Annotated in this window: 16 protein-coding genes; 14 read left to right on the plus strand and 2 right to left on the minus strand. The window is 57.0% G+C overall.

Annotation, left to right across the window (positions count from 1 at the left end):
* The first annotated feature begins 65 nt into the window (after positions 1 to 65).
* The 14 genes from trpS (at position 66) to I9182_RS13665 (ending at position 12,461) form a co-directional block, all read left to right on the plus strand.
* On the plus strand, positions 66 to 1,094 hold the full coding sequence (gene trpS / locus I9182_RS13600; protein WP_209506453.1) for a tryptophan--tRNA ligase: 1,029 nt from the start codon (positions 66 to 68) through the stop codon (positions 1,092 to 1,094).
* A gap of 59 nt (positions 1,095 to 1,153) precedes the next feature.
* On the plus strand, positions 1,154 to 2,017 hold the full coding sequence (locus I9182_RS13605) for a branched-chain amino acid aminotransferase (protein ID WP_209598626.1): 864 nt from the start codon (positions 1,154 to 1,156) through the stop codon (positions 2,015 to 2,017).
* A gap of 77 nt (positions 2,018 to 2,094) precedes the next feature.
* A complete protein-coding gene (locus I9182_RS13610) occupies positions 2,095 to 2,550 on the plus strand; it encodes a universal stress protein (RefSeq protein ID WP_209506457.1) in 456 nt (151 codons plus the stop codon).
* 9 nt (positions 2,551 to 2,559) lie between these two features.
* Positions 2,560 to 3,153, plus strand: a complete 594-nt coding sequence (locus I9182_RS13615) for a 2-hydroxychromene-2-carboxylate isomerase (protein ID WP_209598627.1) — start codon at positions 2,560 to 2,562, stop codon at positions 3,151 to 3,153.
* 69 nt (positions 3,154 to 3,222) lie between these two features.
* Entirely contained in the window at positions 3,223 to 3,786 is a 564-nt protein-coding gene (locus I9182_RS13620) for a NifU family protein (protein WP_209506461.1), read from the plus strand.
* Positions 3,776 to 4,366 carry a tRNA (adenosine(37)-N6)-threonylcarbamoyltransferase complex dimerization subunit type 1 TsaB gene (tsaB, locus tag I9182_RS13625; RefSeq protein WP_209598628.1) on the plus strand — a complete coding sequence of 197 codons (591 nt, stop codon included), beginning with the start codon at positions 3,776 to 3,778 and terminating at the stop codon, positions 4,364 to 4,366. The genes I9182_RS13620 and tsaB overlap by 11 nt, the downstream gene beginning before the upstream one ends.
* Entirely contained in the window at positions 4,363 to 4,776 is a 414-nt protein-coding gene (locus tag I9182_RS13630) for a GNAT family N-acetyltransferase (protein WP_209598629.1), read from the plus strand. The genes tsaB and I9182_RS13630 overlap by 4 nt, the downstream gene beginning before the upstream one ends.
* 159 nt (positions 4,777 to 4,935) lie before the next feature.
* The gene (locus I9182_RS13635; protein ID WP_209506467.1) at positions 4,936 to 5,934 is read left to right on the plus strand and encodes a BMP family ABC transporter substrate-binding protein; all 999 of its coding nucleotides are present in this window, start codon (positions 4,936 to 4,938) and stop codon (positions 5,932 to 5,934) included.
* A 95-nt stretch (positions 5,935 to 6,029) separates the two neighbouring features.
* Positions 6,030 to 7,559, plus strand: a complete 1,530-nt coding sequence (locus I9182_RS13640) for an ABC transporter ATP-binding protein (protein ID WP_209598630.1) — start codon at positions 6,030 to 6,032, stop codon at positions 7,557 to 7,559.
* A 1-nt stretch (position 7,560) separates the two neighbouring features.
* Positions 7,561 to 8,655, plus strand: coding sequence for an ABC transporter permease (locus tag I9182_RS13645; protein ID WP_209506472.1), 1,095 nt, complete (start codon positions 7,561 to 7,563; stop codon positions 8,653 to 8,655).
* On the plus strand, positions 8,655 to 9,665 hold the full coding sequence (locus tag I9182_RS13650; protein ID WP_209598631.1) for an ABC transporter permease: 1,011 nt from the start codon (positions 8,655 to 8,657) through the stop codon (positions 9,663 to 9,665). Before I9182_RS13645 ends, I9182_RS13650 begins: the two co-directional genes overlap by 1 nt.
* A gap of 90 nt (positions 9,666 to 9,755) precedes the next feature.
* Entirely contained in the window at positions 9,756 to 10,679 is a 924-nt protein-coding gene (locus I9182_RS13655) for a sulfite exporter TauE/SafE family protein (RefSeq protein WP_209598632.1), read from the plus strand.
* A 91-nt stretch (positions 10,680 to 10,770) separates the two neighbouring features.
* Positions 10,771 to 11,691 carry a sulfite exporter TauE/SafE family protein gene (locus tag I9182_RS13660; RefSeq protein WP_209506479.1) on the plus strand — a complete coding sequence of 307 codons (921 nt, stop codon included), beginning with the start codon at positions 10,771 to 10,773 and terminating at the stop codon, positions 11,689 to 11,691.
* Between the two features lie 2 nt (positions 11,692 to 11,693).
* Entirely contained in the window at positions 11,694 to 12,461 is a 768-nt protein-coding gene (locus I9182_RS13665; protein ID WP_209506481.1) for a TIGR02186 family protein, read from the plus strand.
* A 3-nt stretch (positions 12,462 to 12,464) separates the two neighbouring features.
* Here the strand turns inward: I9182_RS13665 and I9182_RS13670 are convergent, their stop codons facing one another.
* Positions 12,465 to 13,193: an SDR family oxidoreductase gene (locus I9182_RS13670; protein ID WP_209598633.1), complete on the minus strand. Its 729-nt coding sequence runs from the start codon at positions 13,191 to 13,193 to the stop codon at positions 12,465 to 12,467.
* Positions 13,181 to 14,722 (minus strand): AAA family ATPase, encoded by a 1,542-nt coding sequence (locus I9182_RS13675; RefSeq protein ID WP_209598634.1) that lies wholly within the window; start codon positions 14,720 to 14,722, stop codon positions 13,181 to 13,183. Before I9182_RS13675 ends, I9182_RS13670 begins: the two co-directional genes overlap by 13 nt.
* Positions 14,723 to 14,735 lie beyond the last annotated feature (13 nt).

Here is a 14,735-nt window from a genome sequence, read left to right on the forward strand (position 1 = left end):
TTGACGTCCCTTTGCCTCATGGGTAAGCGACGGGGGCTGATTTTTCCAGACAGGAGTTCCCTTTGATGACTGAGTCCCAATTCACGCCGCGCGTGTTTTCCGGTGCGCAGCCTTCAGGCAATCTGCACCTCGGCAACTATCTCGGGGCGCTTCGGAACTGGGTGAGAATGCAGAGCGAGGAATTTGAGACTATCTATTGCATGGTCGATCTGCACGCGATCACCGTCTGGCAAGACCCAACCGAGTTGCAGCATGCAACGCGGGAGCTTTGTGCCGGTTACATCGCTTCCGGTCTAAACCCGGAAAAATCAATCTTGTTCAACCAAAGTCAGGTGCCGGAACATGCGCAACTGGCCTGGATATTCAACTGTGTCGCGCGCATGGGTTGGATGCAGCGCATGACCCAGTGGAAGGACAAGGCGGGCAAAAACCAGCAGAACGCTTCGCTTGGCCTGTTTGCCTACCCTGCTCTGATGGCAGCCGATATTCTGATCTATCACGCAACCCATGTGCCAGTTGGAGAGGACCAGAAACAGCATCTGGAGTTGACCCGCGACATCGCCATAAAATTCAACAACGATTTTGGCGTCGATTTCTTTCCCATCACCGAGCCGGTGATCGAAGGGTCAGCCACAAGGGTCATGAGCTTGCGGGATGGGTCCAAGAAGATGTCAAAGTCCGATCCCTCGGACATGAGCCGGATCAACCTGACCGACGATGCAGATGCGATCGCAAAGAAAATCCGCAAGGCCAAGACCGACCCTGACGCTTTGCCGTCGGATGTCGAAGGTCTGGAGGGCCGTCCCGAAGCGCGTAATCTGGTCAATATCTACGCAGCACTCAGCGATCAGAGCATCGCGCAGGTTCTGGCCGAAGTTGGGGGCAAGCAGTTCGGTGATTTCAAACCTATGCTGGCAGATCTGGCAGTCGCCAAGCTGGCCCCAATCTCGACTGAGATGTCACGACTTATGGGAGAACAGGCCGAGATTGACCGGATTCTGGCTCATGGAGCCGAGCGCGCGCGCCAAATCGCCGCTCCGATCCTGCAAAAGACCTATGAAATCGTCGGTATGGTCGGATCGACATCACGCTGAATGCACTGGACCTTCGCCTGACGCCCACCTAGGGTCTGCCTGAACCAGAGGAGGGCGTCATGGCAACCGGCAAAAACATCCGGACCTACTTTCAGGGCCAATGGCATGACGGGGATACTCCCATCATGCGCGCAGCGGATCACGGGGCGTGGCTGGGGTCTTCGGTCTTTGACGGCGCCCGCTATTTCGACGGGTTAGCCCCTGATCTGCACGCCCATTGCGCCCGGGTGAACCGGTCCGCCGAAGCCCTGATGCTGACACCGACCATGACAACTGAACAGATGGTCGAATTGGTGCATGAAGGGTTGCAAGCCTACAGCCCTGACACGGCTGTCTATATCCGCCCGATGTATTGGGGCATTGACGGCGACAGCACGGCAATCGTTCCGCAGGAAAACAGCACAGGGTTTGCCATCTGTCTGGAAGAAATCCCGATGGCACCTGAAACGGCTTCGGCCACGCTGGCGACCACGCGATTCCGTCGCCCGGTACTGGAATCAGCAGTGGTCAACGCCAAGGCCGGGTGCCTTTACCCCAACAATGCGCGCATGTTGCAAGAGGCGCGCTCCAAAGGATTCTCGAACGCTCTGGTCGCTGACGCGATAGGCAATGTGGCTGAAACGGCAACAGCAAACATCTTCATGGTCAAGGATGGCGAGGTCTTTACCCCGATCCCAAACGGCACATTTTTGGCAGGGATCACGCGGGCGCGACATATCAAGAATCTGCGCGAGGATGGTGTTAAAGTCCACGAAACGGTCTTGGGTTTTGAGGATTTTCACCAGGCGGACGAGGTTTTCATGTCCGGCAATATGAGCAAGATCACACCAGTAACTGCGCTGGAAGACACACAGTTTCAGGTCGGTCCAATTGCCCGCCGTGCCCGCGCACTTTACTGGGACTGGGCTGCAAGCGAACGCTAGTACATCGACATGAACGTGTCCGAGTTGCCAGCACGCAAACGCTCGGGCATGATCCCTTAAAATTGAAGAGGACACCCATGCGTAAGTTCTTAGTTGTTCTGGATGACAGCCGTGAATGCCTGAACGCAATGCGGTTCGCCGCGATGCGTGCCGCGCATACAGGCGGCGGTGTGACGATCTTGTCGGTTATTCCACCGGACGAGTTCAATCACTGGATCGGTGTTGCCGAAACCATGCGCGAAGAAGCCCGGGAACGCATCCATGCCCATTTCGAAGTCTTCGCCAAATGGATGCGCGACAAACAGAATGTAGAACCTGAATTGGCCATTCGCGAAGGTGATCCGGTGCCGCAGATCATCGAACATGTATTGTCTGACCCTGAAATCGGCGTTCTTGTTCTTGGGGCGGGAACTGACAAAAAAGGCCCCGGCCCGCTGGTGACCCAGCTCACTAAGAACTCTGGCAGCCTGCCGATCCCGATCACGATTGTTCCCGGTGATCTGAGCAAGGAAAAGCTGGAAGAAATCACCTGAGGATCGAACATGGCGAAGATGTTGCAGTTCTGGTTCGACTTCGCCTCGACCTATTCCTATCTCAGCGCGATGCGGATCGAACAGGCCGCGCAGGACAAAGGTGTCTCGGTCGATTGGCAGCCTTTTCTGTTGGGTCCGATTTTCGCGGATCAGGGATGGCGCACGTCGCCGTTCAACCTGTATCCGGCCAAAGGGCGCTATATGTGGCGCGACATGGAACGTCTTTGCAGCGCACGAGGGCTGCCGTTGGTTTGGCCTGACCCGTTCCCGCAAAACTCTCTCACAGCAGCGCGCCTGGCTCTGGCCCTTGAGCATGGCGAAGAACGGGCTGCCTTTGCAAAGGCTGTTTTCAGCGCTGAATTCGGGGACGGGAAGAACATATCTGACGAAGGCGTGCTTGAGGATTGCCTGAAGATGGCAGGTCTGCCTGCGGCAGTGATGAATCGCGCAAAAGATCCGAGCCTCAAGGCTGCTCTGTTCGAGCAATCTGCGCGCGCAAAAGCACTTGGCCTGTTTGGTGCGCCGAGTTTTGTGGCGGGGACAGAGCTGTTTTGGGGAGATGACCGGCTGGATGACGCGATTGACTATACGACTACGTTTTAGAATCGTTCCAAATATTGACTTCTCCGCCCCCTGAGCGCATATCAGAAACACCTCAGACGGAGCTGCCTCATGTTCATCCAGACCGAATCCACCCCAAACCCGGCCACGTTGAAATTTCTGCCCGGCCAAACGGTGCTTGAGGCTGGAACCGCAGATTTCCCGACAGCCGAGGCTGGTGACAAATCCCCACTGGCCAAACGAATCTTTGCGGTAAACGGCGTGACCGGTGTGTTCTTTGGAAACGATTTTGTCACTGTGACCAAATCCGACGACGTTCAGTGGGATCACATCAAACCTGCAATTCTTGGCGCAGTGATGGAGCATTATCAATCCGGCCAGCCCGTCATGGGTGCCGACGCGGCGGCGGCCTCGGGTCATGCCGAACATACCGGAGAAGATGCAGAAATCGTCAATCAGATCAAAGACCTGCTGGACAGCCGCGTGCGCCCGGCCGTGGCACAGGATGGTGGCGACATCACCTTTCATGGCTTTGATCGCGGCGTGGTCTATCTGCACATGCAAGGTGCCTGCGCGGGGTGCCCATCATCGACACTGACACTGAAGATGGGTATCGAAAACCTGCTGCGCCACTACATTCCCGAAGTGACCGAGGTTCGCCCAGTTGCCGTCTGACCCGACGATCCTGGCATTTGATACATCGGCCGCGCATTGCGCGGCCGCTTTGTTGCGTGGCGGTGTGATCGCTGTATCCCGCGTCGAAGGCATGGCACGCGGTCAAGCCGAACGATTGATGCCCTTGCTACAAGAAGTGCTGACCGAGGCTGGTTGCGTTTGGGCTGACTTGGATGCCATCGGTGTTGGGATTGGGCCCGGCAATTTCACAGGCATTCGTATTTCGGTCTCTGCCGCCCGGGGCCTAGCCTTGGGCCTTGGCGTCCCGGCGGTGGGCGTTTCTGGATTCGATGCTCTGATTGAACTGGCAGAAGCGGGGCAACTTCCAGCCATCCCTGCGCCGCGCGAACAGGTATATGTACAACTTCCCGGAACCGGCCCATGCCTTTTGCCTTTGGACGAGGCCGAAAAGCATGGGCCATTGTATGTCTGCCCCGACCCCGCATTGCAGATACAAGCCGTTGCCAGACTTGCCGCAAAACGATGGCACAGCGTCAGTGCGCCTCCAGCCCCGCTATATGTCAGACCTGCGGACGCGGCCCCATCCCGAGATGTGCCGCCTGTATTATTGGACCCATGACGCCTTACGAGATGGCGGCGACACATGCAGCGGCGTTCACCCAGTCACGCCCATGGACTGCCGATGAATTCACCAGCCTTATGGAAAACCGGTTCACTGATTACGTTGGGGATGCCCGCTGCTTTGCCCTTTTTCAGGTGATCGCGGGTGAGGCAGAGTTACTGACGATTGCGACTCACCCCACGTTTCAGAGACAAGGTCTCGGGTTTCAGGCCATGCGCATCTGGCACGACCGGGCAGTCACTTTGCAGGCAAACCGCGCATTTCTGGACGTGGCTGCCGACAATGTTGCAGCAATCGCGCTGTACGGGCGATGCGGGTATCGCCAGTGCGGACGGCGCAAAGGTTATTATTCTAGAAAAACAGGCCCAAATATCGATGCTCTTGTGATGGAACGCGCACTGCCCTAACGGCAACCAAAGATTTTTTAGACCATTTGGTCAGAAATCAATTGACCATGACGGTTGCAAACGTCCTTAATTCCCGCCATCACAACACTTATGCTCGCTAAAAGTGGGTAAACGGGGCTAATCTGACCTCGTGCCAACAAAAAAAAATGGGAGACTTAAATGACCCTGATGAAATCCTTGATGGGTGCTGCCGCTGCTGTCGCTCTGACCGCAGGTGCAGCTTTCGCCGAACCGGCGCTGATCTTTGACCTGGGCGGCAAGTTCGACAAATCTTTCAACGAAGCTGCCTATAATGGCGCGCAGCGTTGGGCCAATGAGACCGGCGGCAAGTATCGCGAGATCGAGATCCAGTCGGAAGCACAGCGCGAACAGGCTCTGCGCCGTTTCGCAGAATCAGGTGCCAACCCGATCATCACCATGGGCTTTGGTATGGCTGATCCGTTGTCGGCTGTTGCAGGCGACTATCCTGAAACCAAATTCGTGGCTGTCGACGTGAACTGGCTGGACATCCCCAACATCCGCCAGATCGGCTTTGCCGAGCATGAAGGGTCGTACCTGGTTGGCATGATGGCCGCGATGGCATCAAAATCCGGCACCGTTGGCTTTATCGGCGGTATGGACATTCCGCTGATCCGCCACTTTGGCTGCGGATACGCACAAGGCGCCAAAGCGGTGAACCCGGACATCAATGTTGTCGCCAACATGACCGGCACCACCCCTGCGGCGTGGAACGATCCTGTAAAAGGTTCCGAACTTACAAAAGCACAGATCAGCCAGGGTGCTGACGTGATCTATGCCGCGGCTGGTGGTACAGGTGTAGGCGTTCTGCAAACGGCAGCCGACGAAGGCATTCTGTCGATCGGCGTGGACAGCAACCAGAACCACCTGCATCCGGGCAAGGTCCTGACGTCGATGCTGAAACGTGTCGACGTCGCGGTGTATGACGCGATGAAAGCAGGTGACGCCGTAGAAACCGGCGTGTTCACCATGGGACTGGCCGAAGAAGGTGTAGGCGTCGCCATGGACGATAACAACAAAGAGCTTGTCTCAGTTCGCATGAACGATGCGGTGGAAGAAGCCCGCAAAGCCATCATCAACGGCGATATCACCGTTGTCAGCTATTACGAGAACGACAGCTGCCCCGCACTGCAGTTCTGATATCGCGCGGGGCGGAAGGAACCCTTCCGCCCTGCCATCCACTCTGCCATCCGTGCCACCTGCCGGATGGGATTTTCGGCAGTTGAGGGTAAGACATGACCGTCCCCGCCATTGAGCTCAAAGGGATTTCCAAATCCTTTGGGCCGGTTCAGGCCAACAAAGACATCTCAATCAGCGTCGCCCCCGGTACGATCCATGGGATTATCGGTGAAAACGGTGCGGGCAAATCCACGCTGATGAGCATCCTCTACGGCTTTTACAAAGCCGACAAAGGTGAAATTTGGATCAACGGGACAAAGACCGAAATCCCTGACAGCCAGGCGGCTATCGCCTCGGGCATCGGGATGGTGTTTCAGCATTTCAAGCTGGTGGAGAATTTCACGGTTCTGGAAAACATCGTTCTGGGTGCTGAAGATGGCGGCCTTCTGGCTCCGTCTCTGGCCAAGGCGCGTAAAGAGCTGAAAGAATTGGAAGAAGAATACGAACTGTTCGTTGACCCCGACAAACGCATTGATGAGATCGGTGTGGGGATGCAGCAGCGCGTCGAGATTTTGAAGGCTTTGTATCGCAAGGCCGAGATTCTGATTCTGGATGAACCGACTGGTGTTCTGACCCCGGCTGAGGCTGACCAGCTGTTCCGTATCCTGGATCGTCTGCGGGCCGAAGGGAAAACGATCATCGTGATCACCCACAAGTTGCGCGAAATCATGGAAAACACCGATACCGTTTCGGTCATGCGCCGTGGGCAGATGACAGCTACGGTGAAAACTTCGGACACCAGCCCTGAAGAACTGGCCGAACTGATGGTAGGCCGCAAGGTTTTGCTGCAGGTCGACAAGGTGCCTGCGACGCCGGGCAACCCCATCCTTGAGATCGAAAAGCTGAGCGTTTTCGATTCCGCCGGTGTTGAACGGGTCAAAGGTATCGACCTGACCGTGCGTGCCGGTGAGATCGTCGGCATTGCCGGTGTGGCGGGCAATGGACAGTCGGAATTGCTGGAGGTTCTGGGCGGGATGCGTCCGGGACAAGGCTCGATCAAGCTGAACGGCGAACCGCTGGCACTAAGCGGTGCCGGATCAGACGGTCAGGCGCGTCGTGCACAGCGCATCGCGCATGTGCCCGAAGACCGTCAGCGCGAAGGTTTGATTATGGATTTCCACGCGTGGGAAAACGTGGCCTTCGGCTATCACCGTGACCCGGCCTATAAGCACGGCATCTTTATGGACAACGCCGCTCTGCGCGCTGACACCGAAGCCAAGATCGAGAAATTTGATGTCCGGCCACCAGACCCTTGGCTTGCCGCCAAAAGCTTTTCGGGTGGGAACCAACAGAAAATTGTCGTTGCCCGCGAAATCGAGCGAAACCCTGACCTGCTGCTGGTCGGCCAGCCGACACGCGGCGTTGATATCGGCGCAATCGAATTCATTCACAAGCAGATCGTGGCCCTGCGCGACCAAGGCAAGGCGATCCTGCTGGTTTCGGTCGAGTTGGAAGAGATCTTCTCGCTGTCCGACCGGATCGCAGTGATGTTTGACGGGCATATCATGGGTGAACGCCTGCCCAATGAAACAGATGAAAAAGAACTTGGCCTGCTGATGGCCGGTGTTGCAGGAGAGGCCGCGTAGGATGGAAAAAATGCCTAAATGGGCCGATGTCGTTCTGATCCCGCTGATCAGTCTGATGCTGGCCGCTATCCTGTCGGCGCTGGTCATTCTCGCCATCGGAGAAAACCCCGTCGAAGCTGTAAAGCTGATGGTCTCGGGCGCGCTGGGGTCAACCTATGGGTGGGGCTACACGCTCTATTACGCGACAAATTTCATGTTTACCGGTCTTGCGGTCGCCGTCGCATTCCACGCCCGCTTGTTCAACATCGGTGGCGAAGGTCAGGCGATGCTGGGCGGTCTTGGTGTGGCCATGGTTTGCCTTTACGTCGACTGGCCGCATTGGAGCGTTGCATTGCTGGCAGCCTGCGCGGCATCAATGCTGTTCGGCGCGCTTTGGGCCGCTATCCCGGCCTATCTTCAGGCCAAGCGCGGCAGCCATATCGTGATCACCACGATCATGTTCAATTTCATCGCCGCTGCCTTTCTGAACTACATGCTGGTCAACGTCATGCGCCCGCAAGGGTCGCAGGACCCGGCAACCGCACGGTTCCCCGAGTCCGTCCATCTGCCAACGTTCCAGTCAATGTTCTCGACCGCAGAGAACACGGTGTTCCGGGGGGCTCCGGTAAACATTACGTTCTTCATCGCTTTGCTGGCCTGTGTCGTCGTCTGGGCGCTGATCTGGCGGACCCGGCTGGGCTATGAAATCCGTGCGTACGGCCACTCTGAAACCGGCGCGGTCTATGCTGGCATCTCGCCTGTTCGCATTACCATTGTTGCGATGCTGATCTCGGGTGCGCTGGCAGGTTTGATGGCCATCAACAACGTCATGGGCGAGGCGGAGCGCCTTGTCCTGAACTCGACAGAAGGCGCTGGGTTCATCGGGATTGCCGTGGCCCTTATGGGGCGCTCACACCCGTTCGGGGTATTGCTGGCCGCGCTTTTGTTCGGGTTCCTGTATCAGGGCGGTGCGGAACTGGCGCTGTGGGCATCGATCCCGCGTGAACTGATCGTGGTCATTCAGGCGCTGGTGATCCTGTTCACTGGGGCGCTGGACAACATGGTGCGGATGCCGCTTGAGAAACTGTTCCTTGGTATGCGGAAGAGGGCAGAATAATGGACTTCTTTGTAACCCTCATCCAGGTTCTGGATTCGACCATCCGCCTGTCCACGCCGCTTTTGCTGGCCTGTTTGGCAGGTCTGTACTCGGAACGGGCAGGTATTTTCGACATCGGGTTGGAAGGCAAAATGCTGATGTCAGCCTTCTTTTCCGCGGCCGTCGCCGCCGCAACCGGATCGGTTTGGCTCGGCTTGTTGGCCGGTATTGCTGCCTCGTTGATATTGTCCGGGCTGCACGGGATGGCTTCGATCACCTTCAGAGGGAACCAGCTCATCTCGGGCGTGGCCATCAATTTCCTTGCCGCTGGCTTGACTGTTCTTGTCGCGCAAAGTTGGTTCCAGCAGGGGGGGCGTACACCATCCCTGTTCGGCGGTGGGCGCTTTGAATCCGCGGAGTTTCCTTATGCAATCGGGCCTGAGGATGCGGAACTCACTGGTCGCTCTGTCTCGGACCTGATGTCGGATGCGAACGTTGTCCATATTGTTTACTCTGAGTTGCTGTCCGGGCATTCGATCCTGGTCTATGTCGCGTTCCTAATGGTTCCAGCAACCTGGTGGATATTGTACCGTACACGATTTGGCCTTCGCCTGCGTGCCGTGGGCGAAAACCCCGCCGCGGTAGACACTGCGGGCGTTTCGGTAGTCGGGTTACGCTATGCTGCGGTTGCAATTTGTGGCGTCCTCTGTGGTATTGCGGGCGCTTATCTGGCCACGGCTTTGCAGGCCGGGTTCGTCAAGGACATGACAGCTGGTCGCGGCTTTATTGCCCTAGCTGCGCTGATCTTTGCCAAATGGCGCCCGTGGCACGCCATGTGGGCCTGTTTACTGTTTGGTCTGCTTCAGGCCGTAGCGCTTCGGTTCCAGAACATTGACCTGGGTGGCGTAGTAATTCCGGTCCAGGTGATGGATGCCCTGCCCTACATCCTGACAGTGGTTATTCTGGCTGGGTTTGTTGGCAAAGCCATTCCCCCTCAGGCAGGCGGAGAGCCCTACATCAAAGAGCGCTGATAAGGCCAGTTCCGAATGGAGTTTCGGTCCTGTTCGCTGCAAGGCGGCATGCAGAGTTGATTTTGCATGCCGCAACCGTTCTAAGAGGGTATGCACGTATACCTTCCCATAGCCGAAGTTTCTGTTAGCCCATTCCTGCTGTTGGGCATCGGTGGGGTCGTCGGTATTTTATCTGGCATGTTCGGGGTCGGTGGAGGATTCCTTATCACTCCGCTGCTGTTCATTATCGGCATACCTCCGGCGATTGCCGTTGCCACATCGGCCAACCAGGTTGTCGCTTCTTCCATTTCGGGATTGCTGGCGCATCTCAGGCGCAAGACCGTGGACCTGAAAATGGGAAGTGTTCTGCTGACCGGAGGGTTGTTTGGCGCGACCCTGGGTATGGTGGCTTTCAATTTTCTCAAGCATCTCGGACAGGTCGATCTGGCTGTACAGATTTGCTATGTCGTATTTCTGGGGGCTATCGGAACCCTGATGTTCATTGAAAGCCTTGCCGCCATCCGAAAAGCCAGCAAGTCCGGTACTCAACCTGCCCCCAAGCGACGCCAGCGCACATGGGTTCACTCACTGCCCTTCAAGATGCGGTTTAGGGCATCAAGCCTGTACATCTCGGTCATACCGCCTGCACTGGTTGGGTTTGGTGTTGGCATCCTGTCGGCGATCATGGGTGTCGGCGGCGGGTTCATCATGGTACCCGCGATGATCTATGTTCTTGGCATCCCGACAAAAGTGGTTATCGGAACATCCCTGTTCCAGATCATTTTCGTCGCCGGTTTTACAACCATGATACATGCGTCGACAAATTTCAGCGTCGACATCGTCCTTGCTCTGTTCCTTTTGCTTGGTGGCGTTCTGGGCGCACAACTGGGGACGCAGATCGGTGCGCGTTTGAAAGCCGAACAGCTGCGCATTCTATTGGCGCTGCTGGTCATGAGCGTTGCCGGAAAGATCGGATTTGACCTTCTGTTGCCGCCAACGGAGATCTTTTCTCTGGCAGAACCGGGAGGGGTATGATGTTGATTGATCCGCGCCACGCGACAATTACCGCTCTTGAACTCGAGTGTGATAGAAGGCAAGCCAAGACCCAGCGCAAAGTGACGGTATCATGCATATTTACCTGCCCATAGCCGAAGTCTCGGTAAATGCATTTCTACTCCTTGGTCTGGGTGGAATGGTTGGAATTCTGTCGGGGATGTTCGGGGTCGGCGGCGGGTTCCTCATGACGCCGCTGCTGTTCTTCATTGGCATACCACCGGCCGTCGCCGTTGCGACCGAGGCCAATCAGATTGTTGCATCGTCCTTTTCCGGGGTGCTGGCCCATTTTCGACGAAAGACCGTTGACCTCAAGATGGGTACGGTATTGTTAACAGGCGGTCTGATCGGGGCTGCGTTGGGTGTTGTTGTCTTTAACTACCTAAAAAGCCTGGGCCAGGTCGACCTTCTGGTAACCCTTTGTTACGTGGTCTTCCTTGGGATCATTGGCAGCCTGATGTTCATCGAAAGCCTGAGGGCGCTGCGTAAAGCCAAGAAAGGCGGGGCAGCGCCAGCTAAGCGCCGCCAACGTGGCTGGGTACATTCGATGCCCTTCAAGATGCGCTTTCGCACATCAGGTCTGTATATCTCGGTCATTCCACCGGCTGTAGTTGGTCTAAGCGTCGGGGTCTTGTCCGCGATCATGGGTGTCGGTGGCGGTTTCATCATGGTCCCGGCAATGATCTATCTGCTGGGAATGCCTACCAAAGTCGTTGTCGGCACATCGTTGTTTCAGATCATCTTTGTAACTGCATTTACAACAATGCTGCACGCGACCACCAACTACACTGTGGACATCGTCCTGGCGGTTTTACTGCTGGTCGGAGGCGTCGTTGGCGCCCAGATCGGAACCGTGATCGGTTCGCGCATGCCGGCTGAACAGCTGCGCGTTCTGTTGGCCGCGCTGGTTCTGGTCGTCTGCGGCAAGCTGGCCCTTGATCTGCTTCTTGAACCATCCGAGCTTTATTCGCTTGGCAACAGCGGGGGGCATTAAGAATGCTGCGCTATGTCTTTGCCGCTTTGTGCCTGTTCAGCCTGCCCGCCGCAGCCGATGAAGAGCAGGTCGTCCTGGGCCTTAGCCAGGATCGTGTTGCGATCACTGCCGACTTTGACGGGTCCGAGATCCTCATTTTCGGGGCCATCAAACGGGAAACACCCATTCCCCCAGGCCCACCGGTCGCAGTTATCGTCGCGGTCGCTGGCCCGTCCGAGCCCGTCACGGTTCGCCGCAAGGAACGAAAACTGGGGATATGGGTTAACACCGATAGCGTGCTGGTCGACCTGGCACCAAGTTTCTACGCAGTTGCCACCAGCGAACCGTTGGATCAAATACTGACCGATACCGAAGACCTGCGTCACCGCATTTCGATTGAACGCGCGATCCGGTCTGTCGGAGCGGCGATGCACATCCGTGGTGCTCAGGATTTTGCAGATGCCGTAATCCGTATCCGTGAATCCGAACAGTTGTATTCCATCCGTGAGAACACAGTGGCCGTGGACGAACAAACCTTGTTCCGGACGTCAATCGACATGCCCGCGGACCTGACTGAAGGGGATTATTCCGCCCGGATCTTCCTGACCCGCGGAGGAGAGGTTGTATCGCAATACGAAACCACAATCGATGTCCGCAAAGTCGGGTTAGAGCGGTTTCTGTACAATATGTCCCGTCAGCAACCCGTTTGGTACGGGCTGATGTCATTGGTTATCGCAATTGCAGCAGGTTGGGGCGCGTCGACAGCGTTCCGTCTGTTGCGGGAAAACTGACACTCACCCCCTGCCGATATAGGGCATGGTCGTGGCCATGACCGTCATGAACTGCACATTTGCTTCGGGTGGCAGGGTGGCCATATGCAGAACAGACCGCGCGGCATCCTCGACCGCCATGGTTGGGTCCGGCGTCTGGCCTGCCGCCTGCGCCGCATCCACCAGATCCTGAACCATCTGCGTGCGCGCGTTGCCGATGTCGATCTGACCACATGCAATTCCAAATGATCGCCCATCCAGTGAAAGGCTGCGCGTCAGCCCGGTAACGGCATGTTTGGTCGCTGAATAGTGTACAGAATTCGGGCGCGGAACATGCGCTGCAATCGAGCCGTTATTGATGATCCGCCCGCCCTGCGGGCTTTGATGACGCATGATCCCAAAGGCCTCGCGCGCGCATAGAAACATACCGTTCAGGTTGACGTTGACGGATTGATACCAATCGTCCAACGCGATTTCGTCGATTGTGCCGCCGCGGGCAAAAATCCCAGCATTGTTAAACAGAACATCAAGTCGCCCTGCCCGCTCCGTGAAGGCGTGGAACGCCTGTTTGACTGCGTCCGGGTCGGTCACATCTGCGGGCAATGCTATGGCCGCCGGGTATTCCTGCGCGAGGGCATTCAGCTTGTCCGCGCTGCGCGCCAGCAGCCCGACCGTCCAGCCCTGTACCAGAAAAAGCTCGGCGGTGGCCCGACCGATGCCAGAGCTTGCACCAGTTACGATTATGGAACCCATGTCTCTTCTGTCTCCAGTTTGAGTGAAACTGCGGGGATCGCGCGCAAATCATCTATCTGCAACGGGTGGGTGGGTTTTGACAATCGATTGCGAACCACCCAGATCAAACGCTCTTGTGCGCGGGTGATCGCAACATAAGCCAAACGCTTCCACAAAGGTTGCCCGGCCTCGGAACGGCCCATACGGGCGGCGGCGTAAATGTCGGGGGCAAACACCTGAACCGTGTCCCACTGTGATCCTTGCGCCTTGTGTATCGTCACAGCAGCCCCGTGCAAAAACGTTGCCCCCATGCGAGCGGCAAAAGGAATGAACGGCTCTTCCTCATCCGGTTTTTCGATCTGGACAATCGACGCAGCGCTGACCTGAGGGTCTTCGGCCCCCATCACATGCAAGCGCGAAAACCCAGGCTTACGACCGGGGCCAAGATAGACAACCTGGGCCCCTTTGATCAGGCCGCGCGCCTCAAGATCCAACCGCTTCTTGCGGTGCTTCAACGGCAACTCGATCCCGTCGCAGATCAGCGGCTCACCTTCCAAAAGCTCGGTATCCGGCGCGCCGTGAACTTGCCTGAACGCCTGTATTAAACGAATGCGCGTGGCGTTGCGCCAGACCAGAACCGGGCTGCGCGCCATCAGATCAACTTCGACCCGCTGCCCCCAAACAACCCTGTCGTCCCGCCGGGCGGTTTCTTCGACCAGACGCTCAAATTCTTCAAATCCCATCGACGGATCGGCAAGAGCGTGCGCCAGATCCAGGATCGGGTTATCCGCGTCCTGCCGATGCACCCGCTGAAGCGTCAGCTTTCGCGGTTCGGGCAAGGCTTCAAACACCATGCTGCCGGACTGATTGACTGGAGCCAGCTGTGCGGGATCACCGAACAGTAGAAGGGTCGGGAAAATCTCTTTCAGGTCCTCGAACTGACGATCATCCAGCATCGATGCCTCATCGACAAACCCGATATCCAGCGGTTCCTCACGTCGTTTCCAACCGGTTATGAAATCTGAACCGCGCAATCCGGCTGCGGCCAGCGCACCGGGGATCGATTTGTTGTTACGATAAAACGCAGCAGCACGGTCCAAAGCTTCGTCTGTCAGACCTTCGATCTCGGGGCGCTCATCATTTCCGGCCAGCCACTCGGCGATACGCTCGTATTCCGGGTCATAGACCGGCGTATAAAGGATGCGGTGAATCGTGGTCGCAGGCACGCCGCGCAATCGCAGAACGCTTGCAGCCTTGTTCGTCGGGGCCAGGATGGCAAGGCTGCGCTTGTCTTTCGATTTGCGGCTTTCGTAATCGCCGGACACGACCTGAACACCGGTCTCAGCCAGCGCCTTATATAGTTCTGCCAGCAGCAACGTTTTGCCGGACCCGGCCTTGCCGATGACAGCCATCACGCCAGACTTCCTTGCCCCCGGTAATTTCAGAAGGGCATCGTCCTCGAGGTCGACACCGGCTAAGCGCAGCATCTCGGCGATGCTGTCGTACGCGGTGGCCTGATCGTCTGAGAAGGTCACATTGGGCAAAGGCATGGCGCGACCCTAC

This window comes from Ruegeria sp. HKCCSP351, assembly GCF_017872535.1.
In the GTDB taxonomy this organism is placed as follows: Bacteria; Pseudomonadota; Alphaproteobacteria; order Rhodobacterales; family Rhodobacteraceae; genus Ruegeria.